Below are 14,842 nucleotides of genomic sequence, written 5' to 3' on the forward strand. Positions count from 1 at the left end.
GACAAATGTACAACCAACAAAAATTAGTAAGTTTATAAACCGAAAATCCTCCTTAAGGATTTAAACCAAAATGTCTAAGTTGGTTTGAAGACGTACAATGCAATATTTCTGTACAAATCCCTTGTTGATCTTTTTAGAAGATTCTAAAGTTTTTATTTCTTGAGTTCCTCCGAATGCTGATACATCTTTCAGCAATTCATTCCGCGTAACCGGAAAGGTTTTCATTTGATCAAAGCTAAATGCAACTCCTGGCGAGCTAATGGCAACCATCGCGGCAAAAAGTGAGATTTCTTCTTCACCCAGCAATTCTCTCACAGAATCGGCTTCTGCGAAAATCTCATCAATAATTTCATCGGGTTCACAAGAATATTTGTTTGGAGATTTCGGGAGCTCCTCAATTCTTACTTCTGCCCATTCTTCCAAATAAAATACATCGACTCCGAGGGCTTCCAAATGTTTTTGCAAAGACAAATCTCTGGTGAGCATGGCTTTAATAAGATGTGCTCCTGTGTAGTGGGGGTTTAGATTTTCTCTTCCTATTTTTTGGGCAATATTGATTGCTTTGGTGACTTCCTGATTGTAGGTAACTTCTTCTTGATTCATCGGTTTGTGTTTTAATTTTTATTCTTTCATCCAAATCAAATATTTCTTAACCTTATATTGGATATTGATATTCTGGATACAATTTTTTTGGTTTTTATTTAATCTTAGAGCGGTGATTTTAATTTTCTTACCTGCAATATTCTGGCAGAACTGGTCAAAAGGAATCAATTTATCATCATTAACTACCACAGGAATATCATATTTTCCACAGAGGTAATCTTTGAGATCATCCTTTGTTTTTGTCTGTGCAGCTACCTGATTAAGCAATAGCCGAAATTGTTCATTGGAAATTTCAGGAGCATTTTTCTCTGTAATGACAGAATCTTTTTTGGATTTTGTCTTTGGAGAAACCGGAATATATTGCAGCATATCCACAAGAGGATCTTTCTGTGCATTCCCTATTGGTAATGAAAAAGCAACATGAGGTCTCTCAAATTCATAAGATTTGATGTCAATTTTATGCTTTGCTTTTATAGTTTTAGGAGCTACATAAATTGTTTTAACAGCAGTATGTTCTACATCACCGTTTACGATGAGTGTAATTTTCTTTTCCCCAACAGATTTAAACTTATAGGAAGGGCTTTTCCCCAATGCATCGGTTCTTGTGGTTTCTCCAAAACTCCACTCCCAGGATTCTCCGCCTTCTTTCTCAGCATCAAAATAGATGCTTTCTCCTACAGTTACTACACTTGGACTGATAATTGCCGGCAAATATCCTGTTTGTTGGCTGATGCTGGTAATAGTCACTAGTTTCTCGTGAGTACAGTTTCCATTGATGGTAAGCTTTACGATATATTCTCCTGGTTTTTTAAAAGAATGGAGAGTACGTTGTCTTTTGTCTAAACCGGTACTATCCCCAAAATCCCACTCCCAGGATTTGGCTCCATCAGTATTATCGTTGAACTCAACAACTTTGTTAACGATATATTCATCAGCATGAATGTAATAGTTCGCATTTTCGCAATCAACGTGGTGAAAGTATTGATACACTAAAAAGATAAGACTCAGGAACAGGATAGCTCCGAAACTCATATATATTTTGGGATCAATATTGGGTAAGAAATTGATTCTTCTTTTCTTCATTTGGTTTTTGTGTTTGATGCAAATATATTCACGTTTTTAATTTTAGACAAATTTTTAAGATTATATTTTTACAGTTTCCTCATATTCTGTTTATATATTTCATAAAATAAGGGCAATGTAGCTTGCTAAGCCCATCAATCAATAACTTTAGGAGGCAATTTTTTTTATACAGACAGATGGTTATAACGTATGTGATCCTGTTTAAACCTTCAATATAAATCCATACTAGCGCAAACAACAAAACCCACCAAATCGGTGGGTTTTAATTTATATAAAAAAGTAAATTACTTTTTAAGTTCTTCTAAAAACTCGTCGTGCGAAATTGCAGTTTCTTTTTTAGTAGCTTTTTCAAGAATTACATCTTTTAGTTTTGCCATGGCAACTTCAGAAGAGATTTGTCTTACCTGCTCTTGGTCTTTCAACATTTCAACAGCATATTTCTGGATTTCTTCGTCTCCTAAATGGTGAATTCCGTAGATTGCCAACTGATTTCTTACCAACTGCTCAGCCTGAGCCAAAACGTCAGCATAATCTAACTGAATATCGTTATCAGACATCAATTTACCTTCGATAATCTGATATTTCAACTGGTTTTTCTCGTTTTCAAGAATCTCCTTAGCTTGCTCTTCAGTCTGGATGTTCTGATTAGAGAATACCAACCACTTAGTCAAGAAAGATTCAGGAAGTTTTACTTCTTCTTTTTCAGAAACCTGCTCTAATACTTTGTTTACGAAATGTACGTCAGCATTTTGCTGGAAGTATTCGTCTAACTCAGATTTCACTTTATCTTTAAGCTCTTCTTCAGTTTTGATGTTTCCTTCACCGTATACTTTATCAAATAGATCCTGGTTAAGTTCTGCTAGGTTTAAGCTGTAGAAATCTTTTACTTTCACTTCTACTTCAGCGTGGTGCAAATGCTCAGCTTCTTCTTTAGTGAATCCTAATTCTTTAGCTAACTTTTCGTCAGCAGCTAAAGTTTCTTTAGAAACTTTTACAGACTCATCCATTTTCAAACCTTTTACCAATTTGAAAGCATCTTTGTTTTCAGCAGTAATGGTAACATTTTTCGGATGGTGGTGGTGCTCACCTTCAGCATCTTCTTCTACAACCTGAGAAATCTCTAAATTGATATAAGAATCTTTCGTGATCTTGTCTTGCGGAACCTGCTCAGCAAAACGTTTCTGCATGTTTTCGATGCTTTTGTTGATTTCCTTTTCAGAAGCTTCTACTTTATAGTGTGGAGCTTCATATTTAGCTAAATCTATAGTAAATTCCGGTTCGTAACCTACTTCGAAAGCAACTTCCAACTTCTCTGCGTTATGATTGAAATCATTTACAGGTTGAGGAACTGGCTGACCAACTAATCTTAATTTGTTTTCGTTGATATAGTTATTTAAAGCATCAGAAACTTGCTTGTTGATTTCTTCGAATGCAATGCCTGCTTCATATTGCTTTCTAACCATACTTAAAGGCACTTTTCCTTTTCTGAAACCAGGAACCTGTGCGTTTTTAGCATAATTAATCAATTGCTTTTCTACTTTTTCTTTGTAGTCAGATTTCTCCAATGTTACTGTAAGCAATGCACTTACATCATCATGGTTTTTTGCGGTAACCTTCATTATTGATTAAAATTTTAGGTTGCAAAAATATGAAAATTTTATGAAAATCTATCAATTAAAATTAACTTATAAAGCCAAATATTGTTAAATTAAAAACCACCGAAAAATTCAGTGGTTTTTGTTAATAAGATTAAGGAGATATTAATTAGTAATATTATAATTTGCCTGAGCGTCTGTTTCTCCTCCGGTTTGTTTTCCGTAAATGATACCATTTCCGCTTACTTCAGACTCTTCTGAAACGGTTGCCGGCTCATGATAAAGTGTAAAAATCAACTGGCTTGTTGCAGCAAGATTCTTTTTTGCTTTATTCACCACCCATTCAGTTTTCAATCCTACTCTTTTTCCATCAGCTCTTGTAGAAGAAGCATCATCTGTACGTGTCAAAACAATATCAGAATTAGGAAAGTTAAAAACTAAAAAGTGTTCATCTTTTGCATCTCTAATTTCCTGTGTTGCATCTTCGTTTCCATTTTTAAACTCCGCTATGACTTCATAAGTTTTACCATCCTGTAATTGAATTGCCTGCGCTCCACCTGCTCCCATACTGTAATTATATGCTATTGCTGCAGCTGTACTTCCCGGTGAAATATCTCTTACTTTTAAAATAATATTGGTAAGATCTTCCTGTGGAAGGTCGTCTTCTGCTGCAGATCCGTCTCTCTGACAAGAAACTACTGTAATGGTAATAAATAAAACAGCTAATAATTTGATGATATTTTTTGTATTGAATAATTTCATTTTTGTAAATTTTAAGATTGTAAATTTTGTTTTAATAATTTTTTTGAAATCTTTAGAATCTGTATCTAAAGTTTAAAATAAAGTTTCTTCCTGCCTCATCCGCAAAGAATCTCATACGGTTGAGATAGTCTCTGTACGAAACATCGAAAAGATTATTTACGATAAGACCCGCAGAAAGATTCTTGCTGATACTGATTCCTGTCTGGATATTCCAAAGAGAATAACCGTTTGGCGGAGTACTCAAATCAACCGTTCTCTCTACTTCTTCCCCATTTATATAAATAGGAATGGCTGCATTATAAACCGGAAATCTGTTTTGCTTCAGAAACGTTTGATTTTCTAACGTAAAATAAAACTTATTCCAGTTTTCTTTACTGAATTGCAATGCATTGGAAAAATTTGAAGGCATCATTAAAATCAACGGAACATCGTGAGTATCATCCTGTCCGTAAACATAACTTCCTTTTCCAATATAGGTCAGATTATCTGTGAGTTTAAAATTAACATCAAGATCTACCCCATACATTTTTGCGTCAATCTGCTGATAAGACCAAACTGGAAAAACTCCCCTGATTGTATTCTGAACTCCCGTCGGAACTTCATTAATGAAATTTTTAGTGATAAAAAGATACGGATTCACAGAGATATTCAATCCTTTCAACACATTGAATTTTGAATCAACTGTTAAATTAAACTGATGTCCCTGTTCATTTTTCAGCCCCATATCTCCAATTTCGATCACCGACGCCGAGTGATGCAATCCGTCAGAAAATAATTCTGCAATATTCGGAGTTCTTCCCACTTTTGCATAATTAAATTTCAAATCAAAATTAGAAGCTGGGTGATATTCCAGACCCGCGTTGAATGAAAAATTCTGATAATTTAACTGAGGACGAGTCAAAATTCTATTCTGATCTGTTTTTACATAAAACTGAGGATAAGAATCTGCATATCTATTCTCCCAATCACTTTTGTCATACCATTTGGTCACGTCATAACGGGTGAAATCATATCTCGCACCGGCTTCTACATTGAAATCATGTGAAATTTTATATTTAAAAATCGAATAAATTCCAGCAGCATATTTGTCATAATTCGGAATCAGACGTCTCGCTTTTGTCGCAGGATCTGAATAATTGTTCTGAAAACTTGCGTCAATTCCTGTTTCCAAAGAAAACTTCCCTCTTTCCAGTAAATCATTAAGATTGAACTGATGCGTCATTAATTCCAGATCCAAAGAAGGTGTATCTTTCAGTTCACCTCTTCTGATGTCATATTCCTGTCTGTGATTAAACTGATAGCTGTACGTTGCAGAAACTTTCCCTATATTTTCAAATCTTTTAAAGGCGGAAACTTTTGCAATGTGATGCTCAATTACCTGTCTCGGATTGTCGATATCGTAACTAAAATTTCCTGTATAAACGGGTATTTTAGAAGTTATTGCATTATAGAAATCCTCGTTGTTTCCAACGTGAGAACCTCTGTAAATTCCAATATTTTGGTTTGTTAAATAATAATCAAATGAAATTCCTTTTTCATAAGAATTATTCTGAACGGTAAAATTAAAGGAAGAAAAATCCATTCCAGTGTTCATCAGATTATAATCAGGGGTATGCTGATCTCCAAATTTCTTGATGCTTCCTCCAGATTTTACAGCCCATCCGTTTTTCCAGATTTTGGCAACATCCGCATCCAGAGCCAAACCTCTTCCGTTAGAAATCCCCGAAAGCCCAATCGAACCTTTGATCGTATCTTTTTTCGGGAAGATTTCGGGTTCTAAAATGACAACTCCGCCAATTGCATCACTTCCATACTTTAATGCTGAAGCACCTTTAATGACATCAATATGTTGAAAATTATTGATATCAACATTTGGCGCATGCTCAACTCCCCATTCCTGTTCGGCAAGCTTTACTCCGTTATTCAAAATAGATATCCTGCTCCCGTAAAGCCCATGAATAATAGGTTTTGAAATATTATTTCCGGTTTTTAGCGCAGAAACCCCTGAAATTTTAGTTAATAAATTCCCTAAATTATCCGTGGAATTTCTCTCAATTTCAGACTTATCGAGCGTTTTAACTACTAAAGAACCGTTACTTTTATGACTTCCGTGAATTGTAACCGTTTCGATATCCTGAACGTGATGCTCAAGCGTGATCGTGAGATGCAAATCCTGTGTAACTCCTACATTTTCAGTATAATCATTACAATCAGGATGTTTAGCAATGAGTATATATTTTCCCGCAGGAATTTTATCAAAAGAAAACTTACCGTTTTTTCCTGTTTTTGTAGTGAAATCACCGATTTTCACCACTGCATTTTCCAGCATTGTTTTATCGTGAAAATCCTGAACAGTTCCTTCTACAGCGTAAGTCTGTTGTGCGTTTGTAAATGCAAATCCACAAAAGATAAGCATTAAACTATATATCAATTTCATTGTAAATAGATTGATTGTGTACTTTTTAAGAAGTACATTTCGTAAAAATTTATGGGTCGGATTTTTTATACAATGGAAATTGTACGATGCATTAATTTACCTAAATATAATTTAATACATTTTTCATTATTAATAATTTAACGATGACTTCATGGTATAATTCCATCAAGAAATATTTAAATATTAAAAATTTAAGTCAAAAAAAAATCCGAAAAAGTCTATGAATTATGAAATTGCGGGAGGACCGCGAAGTTGAAAAGTAAACTTGGTCTGAGACCATATTTTCTCCTGAACAGTAAGAATCTGCTCTACTTTATGAGTATAATGTTCTAAAGTAAAATTAAACTCTTCAGGAATTAAAGTATTTCCGGTTGACAAGAAATGACAAGCCAAACAGTCGCCGGCTTTTTCTTTGGCAAGGTTTTTTGAAATAGTGTTTTCTGTTTTTTTAAGATTAAAACCTATAAAAACGTCAGAAGAATCATGACTGTGAAAACTTGAAGAAAACAGCGCAAGAAAGTAGATCCCAAACAACAGTTTTGAGATGAAGCTTTTCAATTGTCCGCTTTCTTTAAAAATCATTTGGTAAAAATAAGAATAATATTTTAAAAGATTTTAAATAAAGATTAAATTATGGTTATTTAATAACGATTGTAATCATTTACATTGAGTGCCGCTCCTACAGAGCTCAAAATTATTCTTCGGATATTTTTCTACAAACATTTCGCTTCTACGAGGCTTAACAAGCTTTGAAAGCTATTCGCCAATTTTTTTTTAATAAGTTGAAATCTTTGAAGATGATTTTTTTTCAAAAACGCTACTTTGAAGGTTTAAAGTTTTCACAAAAAAAGGATGAGCTTAAAACCCATCCTAATTATTTATATTTTTAAAAAAGATTACTCAAGCTGAGTTCCAAGATATTCCCATTCCTGCAAAGCCGCATCAAGGTCTTCTTTCGTTTTATTGTATTTTTCTAGAGTTTCCTCAGAAGGATTTTCTGTAGTAAAAGTAGATTCCATTTTTTCGATGGTTATTTCCAGTTCAGAAATTTTCTCTTCTACTTTTTTGATTTTATTCTGAATATTTTTTTGCTCTTTGCTTACGATTACAGTAGATTTAATTTCAGCTTTGGCTTGTTTTTCTTCAGCTTTTGCCTTTTCTACAATCTTCGCATCCTCATCATGAAGCTTTGCTTTTTCAGCAGAAATCTCTCTGATCGATTCTTTTTGTCTGAATTCAAGATATTCATTCACACTTCCTAAAAATTCTTTCATTCTTCCGTCACGGAACTCGTAAATTTTGTCACAAAGTCCTTGAAGGAATTCCCTGTCGTGAGAAATCACAATCAAAGTTCCTTCAAATTTCTGTAAAGCCAATTTGATAATCTCCTTAGACTGAATATCAAGGTGATTGGTAGGCTCATCCATAATCAATGTATTGAAAGGACGAAGCAACAGTTTACAAAGCGCCAAACGGTTTCTTTCTCCTCCGGAAAGTACTTTTGTTTTTTTATTCACCGCTTCACCCTGAAATAAGAAAGATCCCAGCAAATCTCTTACTCTCGGTCTGGTTTCTTCAGTTGCAGAATCTTCTGCTTCTTCCAAAACGGTTTTATTTGGAGTTAAAACTTCCTCCTGATTTTGAGCAAAATATCCGATATTCACATTGTGACCTAAGTTCCAAGAACCTGAATAATCTTTGATATCTCCGGCCAGGATTTTAGCTAAAGTTGTTTTTCCTTGTCCGTTTTGTCCAAGAAGAGCAATTCTGTCGCCTCGCTGAACAATGAAATCTACCTCATCAAAAATCTGTTTTTTACCGTAAGCTTTCCCTAAATGTTCTGCTTCGAAAATTACTTTTCCGGGAACAACAGATTGTTGGAAACGAATATTGAATTTAGAAACGTCTTCGTTATCAACTTCAATACGGTCAATTTTATCTAATTTTTTAATAAGCGATTGTGCAAAAGATGCTTTGGTAGCACTCGCACGGAACTTATTAATGTTATCTTCCATTTGCTTGATCTCCGCATCCTGATTCTTTTTAGCCTGAATCAGTTTTTCACGGCGCTCTTCGCGCATGACCAAATATTTAGTGTAATTGGTTTTGTAATCGTCTACCTTCCTGTTATTTACATCAAAAGTTCGGTTACAAACCGCTGTCATAAACTGTTTATCGTGACTTACCAAAACGATTGCTCCGGGATAATCTTTCAAAAAGTTTTCGAGCCAGATAATGGATTCCATATCCAGGTGATTGGTAGGCTCATCGAGAAGCATCAAATCATTTTTTTGAAGAAGCAGTTTTGCCAATTCAATTCTCATTCTCCAGCCTCCGGAAAATTCATCCGTTATTTTTTGGAAATCATCAGCTTTAAAACCTAAACCAAACAAAACTTTTTCAATATCACCTTCCAGATTATAAGCGTCATGATGCATCAAAAGATCATTCAGCTCGGTCATTTTGTTGATGATATCGGTGTAGGCATCACTTTCGTAGTCGGTTCTTGTTGCCAACTGATGATTGACTTCCTCCAATTCATTTTTCCATGCATTAATCTGCTCAAAAGCCTGCATCGTTTCGTCCCAAACGGTTCTTCCTTTCACAAAATCAAGATCCTGCTTTAAGAAACCGATGGTGATATTTCCCTCCGGAACTACAATTCCTTCATAAAAAGTAATTTCTTTGGAAAGCATTTTCAACAAAGTGGATTTCCCCGCTCCGTTTTTACCAACCAAACCAATTTTATCATCCTTTTTAATGGTGAAATTAACGTTTTGAAACAAGTAGTTTCCCGAATGATGTAAGCCTAAACCTTGAACCGAAAGCATCTTTATGAATAATTAATGATGAATAATGTCTACTGTATATTTTTCGGGTGCAAAAATACGGAAAATAAAGGACTTTAAATTTAATAATTCCTGACAGTCACATGAAAACAACTTTGCTGTCGCTCTTTAATGTAAAAAATACGCCCTGCATTGGCATAATACTTTAAAACTTTTTCCAGGGCAACCTCCATTTTTGGGTCTGGTCTTAGTTTATTATTAAATCTCACATAAGAAATATCGAAAGAATTACCATAATTGTGTGAGCTGATTCCGAGTGATGCATTTGTATTAACTTTTCGTAATCTGCATTGATCTTCCAACGTTCTGGTAATGGAAGAAACAGTAAAAGTGTGCCCTTTTGTTTCTTTACTGAATCTCGCTCCCATTTTTTCTAAAGTAGCTTTAGCTTTTGAAACCAAATAAGGTCTGCTGTAATCGAGCTTCTGAACTTTATACCCTTTTCCTGTCTTTTTTACGCTGTGAAATTTACCCTTATTAATATATTTCTGAACCTGAGAAGTATTTTTGAGAATATTTACATTAAAGCTTTTTGAAGCATCTAAATGAGGTTTGTAAAGCGCAGTCGGTGTTACTTTCAAAACTTCGGTAAGATCATAGCAAGGAAGCGTTTTCTTTGAAGCCTGACCGTAAACAAGCTGATGAAATGCCAATGGAATGATGTACAAAAACTTCCTCATAGAAACTATTTTGAAAATTTAAATTTGAAAATTGCAGATTTTGTTATTTGCCAAAGATATTAATTTAATAAAACGACATAAAAATTTATGAGTAGAAATTTAACAAACAATTTCAAACAATAATAGATTAAAAACAAGAAAGTAAACCAATTAATGAAAACATTTTATTTTATTAACTATAATGCTGAATAATTAATTTTTGTACATTCGCTTTACAATTTAAAATACATAAAAAGATGATTTCAAAAACTTCAAAATTTGTGGCAGAAATGCTCGGTACTATGGTACTTGTTCTAATGGGATGCGGGAGCGCAGTAATTGCAGGCGCAGACGGCACTACAGGAGTCGGACTTCTGGGAATTTCTTTCGCATTCGGTTTAAGCGTAGTCGCAATGGCTTACGCAATCGGACACATTTCGGGATGTCATATCAATCCCGCAATCTCAATTGCAATGGTTGCAGCCGGAAGAATGAAAATGAATGAGGCAATCAGATACATTATTGCACAGATCATTGGTGCAATCATCGGAGCCGGAATTCTTTATGTGATTTTCACAAATCATCCTGGTGCAGAAATGAAAGAATGGGCATTGGGTTCCAACGGATGGGGAACAGGATATTTAGACGCTTATAATACTACCGCAGCTTTTGTAGCAGAATTCATTTTCACATTTATTTTCCTGATGGTGATTTTAGGATCAACTTCTACGAAAAATATCAATGGAGGCTTCGCAGGTTTAGCGATTGGTTTTTCTTTGGTTTTGATTCACATTGTAGGAATTAAAGTTACCGGAGTTTCTGTAAACCCTGCAAGAAGTATTGGTCCGGCAATTTTCGCAGGTGGCGCAGCACTTTCACAATTATGGTTATTTGTTGTTGCTCCTGTTTTAGGCGGGGTTGCAGCAGCTTTCACTTATAATTTATTAATGGAAAGACCTGAACAGGCAAAATAATTACAACTACATATCAAAACAAAATCCTGTCTTATGGCAGGATTTTTCTATTTCAGTTTCTTTATTTCAAAAGGATTTTTAAAAATAAGCTCTTCATGCTTTCCTTTGATTTCCATTTTTCGCTGAAGTAAATTTAAAGCCATTTTCCGGATGAAAAGATCTTTGTCATTCAGCTTCCAATAAGAATCTTCATGTACTTTTTTAGGTGGGCGAATGAGATAAAACTCCGTTTCCCAATTATCTACATTGTGATAAAATTCAATAATTCCGCAATGTTCCGGAATTTGAGTATGCTCAATCATTCCCATCGGAAGCAAAAAGCTGAACGAATTGCATGGATAATCGCCACAACATATTTTATCATGCTTTAGAAATTGCTCTCCGGTTTTAGCATTGATGTATGATTTTTTAAAATCATTTTTGAAATCACTTTTTGAAAGTTTAATTTCAATTTCGTGACTGAAACCTTCAAAATCAATAATCAAAATATCTGCTTCCCAATCTGAATGGAAATGATTACTGAGAACAATTTCCTTTTCAAAATCGCAATTTGCATGAATGTAAGCGTGAACAAGCTCTTCTATCTTTAACACTTTTAATACTTTAATTTTAACGCAAAGTTCTTTTAACTAACTAACAAGCTACATCCGCGAATATCTGAATGATCAATTCTTCCTAAGACCTGAAATTTCTTTTCATCATCAGTCAGCAATTTACCTAAATCCTGAGTTGCTATAAACGAACACGAATGAATATTTGCCAAATCGACAATGTTGATCGCCCCCGTTCTTCCTGCCTGTTCGTATCCGAAAGGATCTTCGGCATTTCTGATCAGAACCCTCATCCAGTTGGGACATTTGTAAATATTTTCACCTAAAGAATATGCCTGCGAAAGCAATTCTGTCATAGAATATTCTGAGTATATTTTTTTAGTTTTAAAACCATTCTGAAGAATTTTTAAAAGTTCATCTTTTGTCATTTCTTCTTTCCGGCCTTTCATTCCACCAGTTTCTATAACAGTTAATGTGTCTGAAATTTCGAGTAGTTGAGAGTTTGAGTGACAATAATCAAGAAAATCTAACAGAGCAAATGAAACTCCGAAGAGAATGACTTTTTTGTCTTTTAAATTTTGTAAAAGCTGAAATAAATCTTCATGATTGTAAAGAAAATAACCGTTTTCAGGTTTACCAGATTTCTTCATCAAATAATCAACCATGTAGATCAGTGAAGAATTTTTTTTCTCAAGATAACTAGGAAGCAGCCCTAAAAAAATAAAGTCTTCAGGCTTTCCGATAAACTGCTCGAAACTTTTATAGATGCTTTCCTGATAAATATTTTCGTTTGCAATAAAATGTTTAGATAAATTCATCTGCGTTGTACCCGAACTTTGAAAATACAGATCACTCGAAATATTTTTATCCAAAATCTGATGATTTTTAAACATTTCAATCGGCAAAAACGGAATTTTATCTAACGAATTTATTTTCTCAACATCAAGATTCAGATAATCAACAAATTTTCTGTAGACCTCAATATTTTTGTATTGATAGCGAAAAGTTGTCAGTGCCACATCCAGAAATTCCTGCTCGTTTTTTATGTCAAATATGCTTTTCAATTTTTTAAATATTTTTTAAAGCTTTATTGATCCATTCTGAATCATTTAGCAACTATAAATGAAAACTTCACGGTTTTTTAATATTAAAACTAAAAAATTGGTCAGGTTATTGCAAATCAATCTGCGGAATATGGATTAGAAATAACAGCCGTAGAAACTGTTATTCGGAAATTACCTCTTCGGAGGTAATTTTTTTTATTTCTGTTCGAAAGTTTTCAGTTCAAAATCTTTCTGAAAAACTCCGTATGTGAAATAAGAAATCCAGTCTCCGAGATTGATATATTTTGAATCCGGATTCAAATTCAAAACCATCGGCAAATGCCTGTGACCATAAATAAAGTAATCGATTTTCTCTGTTTTCAGTTTTTCTTTTGAATAAATAATCAAAAATTCTTTATCCTCCCCTAAAAAAGCTTTGTCCTCATCTCCCGAAATCATCTTGTTTTTCTGTGAAAGATACAAAGCCACTTTCATTGCAATATCAGGATGAAGCCATTTGAAAAACCATTGCGCAACAGGATTTGTAAAGACTTTTTTCATCCTCTTGTATCCTTTGTCACCCGGTCCCAAACCGTCACCATGAGCCAGAAGAAACTGTTTTCCGGCAATCTCAAAATATTGTTTTTTGTAAAAAACAGTGCAACCAATTTCCTCTTCCAGATAATCTTTCATCCAAAGATCATGATTTCCCACAAAAAAATAAACATGAACGCCGCTGTCTTTTAATTCAGCGATTTTTCCAAGAACACGCACATAACCTTTCGGAATCACATGCTTCCATTCATGCCAAAAATCAAACAAATCACCCATCAGAAATAAAACCTGAGCATCTTCTTTGATCTCATTCATCCAGCGGATAAATTTTTCTTCACGAATTTTGCTCTGCTTCGGATCCGGCGCACCAAAATGCTGATCTGATGCAAAGTACACCTTCTTTCCGGGCTCTAAATTAATGGTTGTTTTTAGCACCTTTTCAATTTTAAATTCTGAAAAAATTATTGATTATCGTCTGCAAACCATTCTCCGTAAGAATTTTCAGTTTCATGAAGCTTTAGATACGCTAAAGAAACATCTGCCGGAAGTTTTGATTTTATCTTTGCAGCAATGGCATACAACATATTTTCACAGGTCGGCTGGAAGTTGCAGTAAATTACCTTCTGACCTTTATTCTCCAATTCTTCACCCATTTCCCTGTGTGGAGAAACTCCGTTGATCAAAACTGAATGATCCCAAACATCAACAATTTCTTCCTTCACGATTGCTTTAATATCCCCAAAATCTACTACCATTCCATTCTTGGGATTTTCCAGATCGTTGATTGGTTTTCCTTTTACGGTAACGAAAAGTTTATAAGAATGTCCGTGCATATTTTTACATTTCCCGTCATAATTGTATAAAACATGAGCAGTCTCGAATGTAAAAATTTTTGTAATACGTATCATGGTGCAAAGATAGAGAAATTGATTAGAAAATTTAGACTCAGACAAAATGCTTATGTATTGAAATTTTCATTAAATTTATCTTCAAAGAAACACAAATGATTTTAGATTTATTTTTCCCGAATCGTTGCATTCATTGCAACAGGATTATTGATTCCGATGCTTTGGTTTGCAATATTTGTTTTGAACACATTCACTTTACCCATTTTGAATATCCTGAAGAAAACAATCTTAAAGAAAAATGTAAATTGCTATTTCCCGTGGAGAATGCTTACGCCTTGATGCAGTTTGAAAAAGAGAATCTGAGCAGAAAGATCATTCACGAATTAAAATATAAAAGCAGAGAGAAAACCGGAAAAATCCTCGCTGATTGGGTAACAGAACGATTGGATTTTAAAAAAGGAAAACCTGATTTATTGGTGAGCGTTCCGCTGCATCCGAAGAAGAAAAAGGAAAGAGGTTACAATCAGCTTCACCTTTTCACAAAAACTTTGTCAGATTTTTATAAAATTCCGCAAGATCATGATTTGATCAAAAGAAATCATTATTCTAAAGCCCAGGCTTTGAAAGATAAAAAAAATCGCCTGGAAACCATAAATACTTTTTCACTTACAAAAGAAATTTCCGGAAAACACATTCTGCTGATTGATGATGTTTTTACCACAGGAAATACACTTTCAACGATTGCATGGGAAATTTTAAACTCAAGAAACAATAAGGTAAGTGTTTTGGTGATGGCGATGGACGAGTAAACTTATGAGTTAACCGAATATTTGTCTAACAAAAATTTTAATTCTTTATTTCAGATGTTTTTGCTAATTTTCTG

Annotated in this window: 14 protein-coding genes; 2 read left to right on the forward strand and 12 right to left on the reverse strand. The window is 34.1% G+C overall.

The window, feature by feature from the left end; genetic code table 11:
• Nucleotides 1–60 precede the first annotated feature (60 nt).
• The 8 genes from K0R77_RS09630 to K0R77_RS09665 form a co-directional block, all read right to left on the reverse strand.
• Entirely contained in the window at nt 61–603 is a 543-nt protein-coding gene (locus tag K0R77_RS09630; protein ID WP_300351760.1) for a hypothetical protein, read from the reverse strand.
• An 18-nt stretch (nt 604–621) separates the two neighbouring features.
• Nucleotides 622–1,686, reverse strand: coding sequence for a PKD domain-containing protein (locus K0R77_RS09635; protein ID WP_300351761.1), 1,065 nt, complete (start codon nt 1,684–1,686; stop codon nt 622–624).
• Nucleotides 1,687–1,970: 284 nt separating this feature from the next.
• Nucleotides 1,971–3,305: a trigger factor gene (locus K0R77_RS09640; RefSeq protein WP_300351763.1), complete on the reverse strand. Its 1,335-nt coding sequence runs from the start codon at nt 3,303–3,305 to the stop codon at nt 1,971–1,973.
• Between the two features lie 141 nt (nt 3,306–3,446).
• Entirely contained in the window at nt 3,447–4,043 is a 597-nt protein-coding gene (locus K0R77_RS09645; RefSeq protein ID WP_300351765.1) for a hypothetical protein, read from the reverse strand.
• Between the two features lie 52 nt (nt 4,044–4,095).
• On the reverse strand, nt 4,096–6,480 hold the full coding sequence (locus K0R77_RS09650) for a TonB-dependent receptor (protein WP_300351767.1): 2,385 nt from the start codon (nt 6,478–6,480) through the stop codon (nt 4,096–4,098).
• Nucleotides 6,481–6,705: 225 nt separating this feature from the next.
• Entirely contained in the window at nt 6,706–7,062 is a 357-nt protein-coding gene (locus K0R77_RS09655; protein ID WP_300351769.1) for a hypothetical protein, read from the reverse strand.
• Between the two features lie 314 nt (nt 7,063–7,376).
• A complete protein-coding gene (locus K0R77_RS09660) occupies nt 7,377–9,311 on the reverse strand; it encodes an ABC-F family ATP-binding cassette domain-containing protein (protein WP_300351770.1) in 1,935 nt (644 codons plus the stop codon).
• A gap of 80 nt (nt 9,312–9,391) precedes the next feature.
• On the reverse strand, nt 9,392–10,009 hold the full coding sequence (locus tag K0R77_RS09665; RefSeq protein WP_300351772.1) for a DUF5715 family protein: 618 nt from the start codon (nt 10,007–10,009) through the stop codon (nt 9,392–9,394).
• 236 nt (nt 10,010–10,245) lie between these two features.
• On the opposite strand from K0R77_RS09665, the gene aqpZ reads away from it, so the two are divergent.
• The gene (gene aqpZ / locus K0R77_RS09670) at nt 10,246–10,962 is read left to right on the forward strand and encodes an aquaporin Z (protein ID WP_300351774.1); all 717 of its coding nucleotides are present in this window, start codon (nt 10,246–10,248) and stop codon (nt 10,960–10,962) included.
• 47 nt (nt 10,963–11,009) lie between these two features.
• On the opposite strand, the gene K0R77_RS09675 is transcribed toward aqpZ, so the two are convergent.
• The 4 genes from K0R77_RS09675 to queD form a co-directional block, all read right to left on the reverse strand.
• Nucleotides 11,010–11,555 carry a hypothetical protein gene (locus K0R77_RS09675; RefSeq protein ID WP_300351775.1) on the reverse strand — a complete coding sequence of 182 codons (546 nt, stop codon included), beginning with the start codon at nt 11,553–11,555 and terminating at the stop codon, nt 11,010–11,012.
• Between the two features lie 32 nt (nt 11,556–11,587).
• Entirely contained in the window at nt 11,588–12,577 is a 990-nt protein-coding gene (locus tag K0R77_RS09680) for an acyl transferase (RefSeq protein WP_300351776.1), read from the reverse strand.
• 195 nt (nt 12,578–12,772) lie between these two features.
• Entirely contained in the window at nt 12,773–13,546 is a 774-nt protein-coding gene (locus K0R77_RS09685; protein WP_300351778.1) for a UDP-2,3-diacylglucosamine diphosphatase, read from the reverse strand.
• 26 nt (nt 13,547–13,572) lie between these two features.
• Nucleotides 13,573–14,019: a 6-carboxytetrahydropterin synthase QueD gene (gene queD / locus K0R77_RS09690; protein WP_300351780.1), complete on the reverse strand. Its 447-nt coding sequence runs from the start codon at nt 14,017–14,019 to the stop codon at nt 13,573–13,575.
• Between the two features lie 95 nt (nt 14,020–14,114).
• Here queD and K0R77_RS09695 point away from each other — a divergent pair, with 95 nt between their 5' ends.
• A complete protein-coding gene (locus tag K0R77_RS09695) occupies nt 14,115–14,768 on the forward strand; it encodes a ComF family protein (protein WP_300351782.1) in 654 nt (217 codons plus the stop codon).
• Nucleotides 14,769–14,842 lie beyond the last annotated feature (74 nt).

The organism is Chryseobacterium sp. (genome assembly GCF_029240215.1).
Taxonomy (GTDB): Bacteria; Bacteroidota; Bacteroidia; order Flavobacteriales; family Weeksellaceae; genus Chryseobacterium.

What these genes read in the sequence shown, in the direction of transcription:
- queD (WP_300351780.1), bottom strand. Translation starts at nt 14,019, where the DNA reads ATGATACGTATTACAAAAATTTTTACATTCGAGACTGCTCATGTTTTA.
- K0R77_RS09665 (WP_300351772.1), bottom strand. Translation starts at nt 10,009, where the DNA reads ATGAGGAAGTTTTTGTACATCATTCCATTGGCATTTCATCAGCTTGTT.
- K0R77_RS09655 (WP_300351769.1), bottom strand. Translation starts at nt 7,062, where the DNA reads ATGATTTTTAAAGAAAGCGGACAATTGAAAAGCTTCATCTCAAAACTG.
- K0R77_RS09650 (WP_300351767.1), bottom strand. Translation starts at nt 6,480, where the DNA reads ATGAAATTGATATATAGTTTAATGCTTATCTTTTGTGGATTTGCATTT.
- K0R77_RS09640 (WP_300351763.1), bottom strand. Translation starts at nt 3,305, where the DNA reads ATGAAGGTTACCGCAAAAAACCATGATGATGTAAGTGCATTGCTTACA.
- K0R77_RS09630 (WP_300351760.1), bottom strand. Translation starts at nt 603, where the DNA reads ATGAATCAAGAAGAAGTTACCTACAATCAGGAAGTCACCAAAGCAATC.
- K0R77_RS09695 (WP_300351782.1), top strand. Translation starts at nt 14,115, where the DNA reads ATGATTTTAGATTTATTTTTCCCGAATCGTTGCATTCATTGCAACAGG.
- K0R77_RS09635 (WP_300351761.1), bottom strand. Translation starts at nt 1,686, where the DNA reads ATGAAGAAAAGAAGAATCAATTTCTTACCCAATATTGATCCCAAAATA.
- aqpZ (WP_300351774.1), top strand. Translation starts at nt 10,246, where the DNA reads ATGATTTCAAAAACTTCAAAATTTGTGGCAGAAATGCTCGGTACTATG.
- K0R77_RS09660 (WP_300351770.1), bottom strand. Translation starts at nt 9,311, where the DNA reads ATGCTTTCGGTTCAAGGTTTAGGCTTACATCATTCGGGAAACTACTTG.
- K0R77_RS09645 (WP_300351765.1), bottom strand. Translation starts at nt 4,043, where the DNA reads ATGAAATTATTCAATACAAAAAATATCATCAAATTATTAGCTGTTTTA.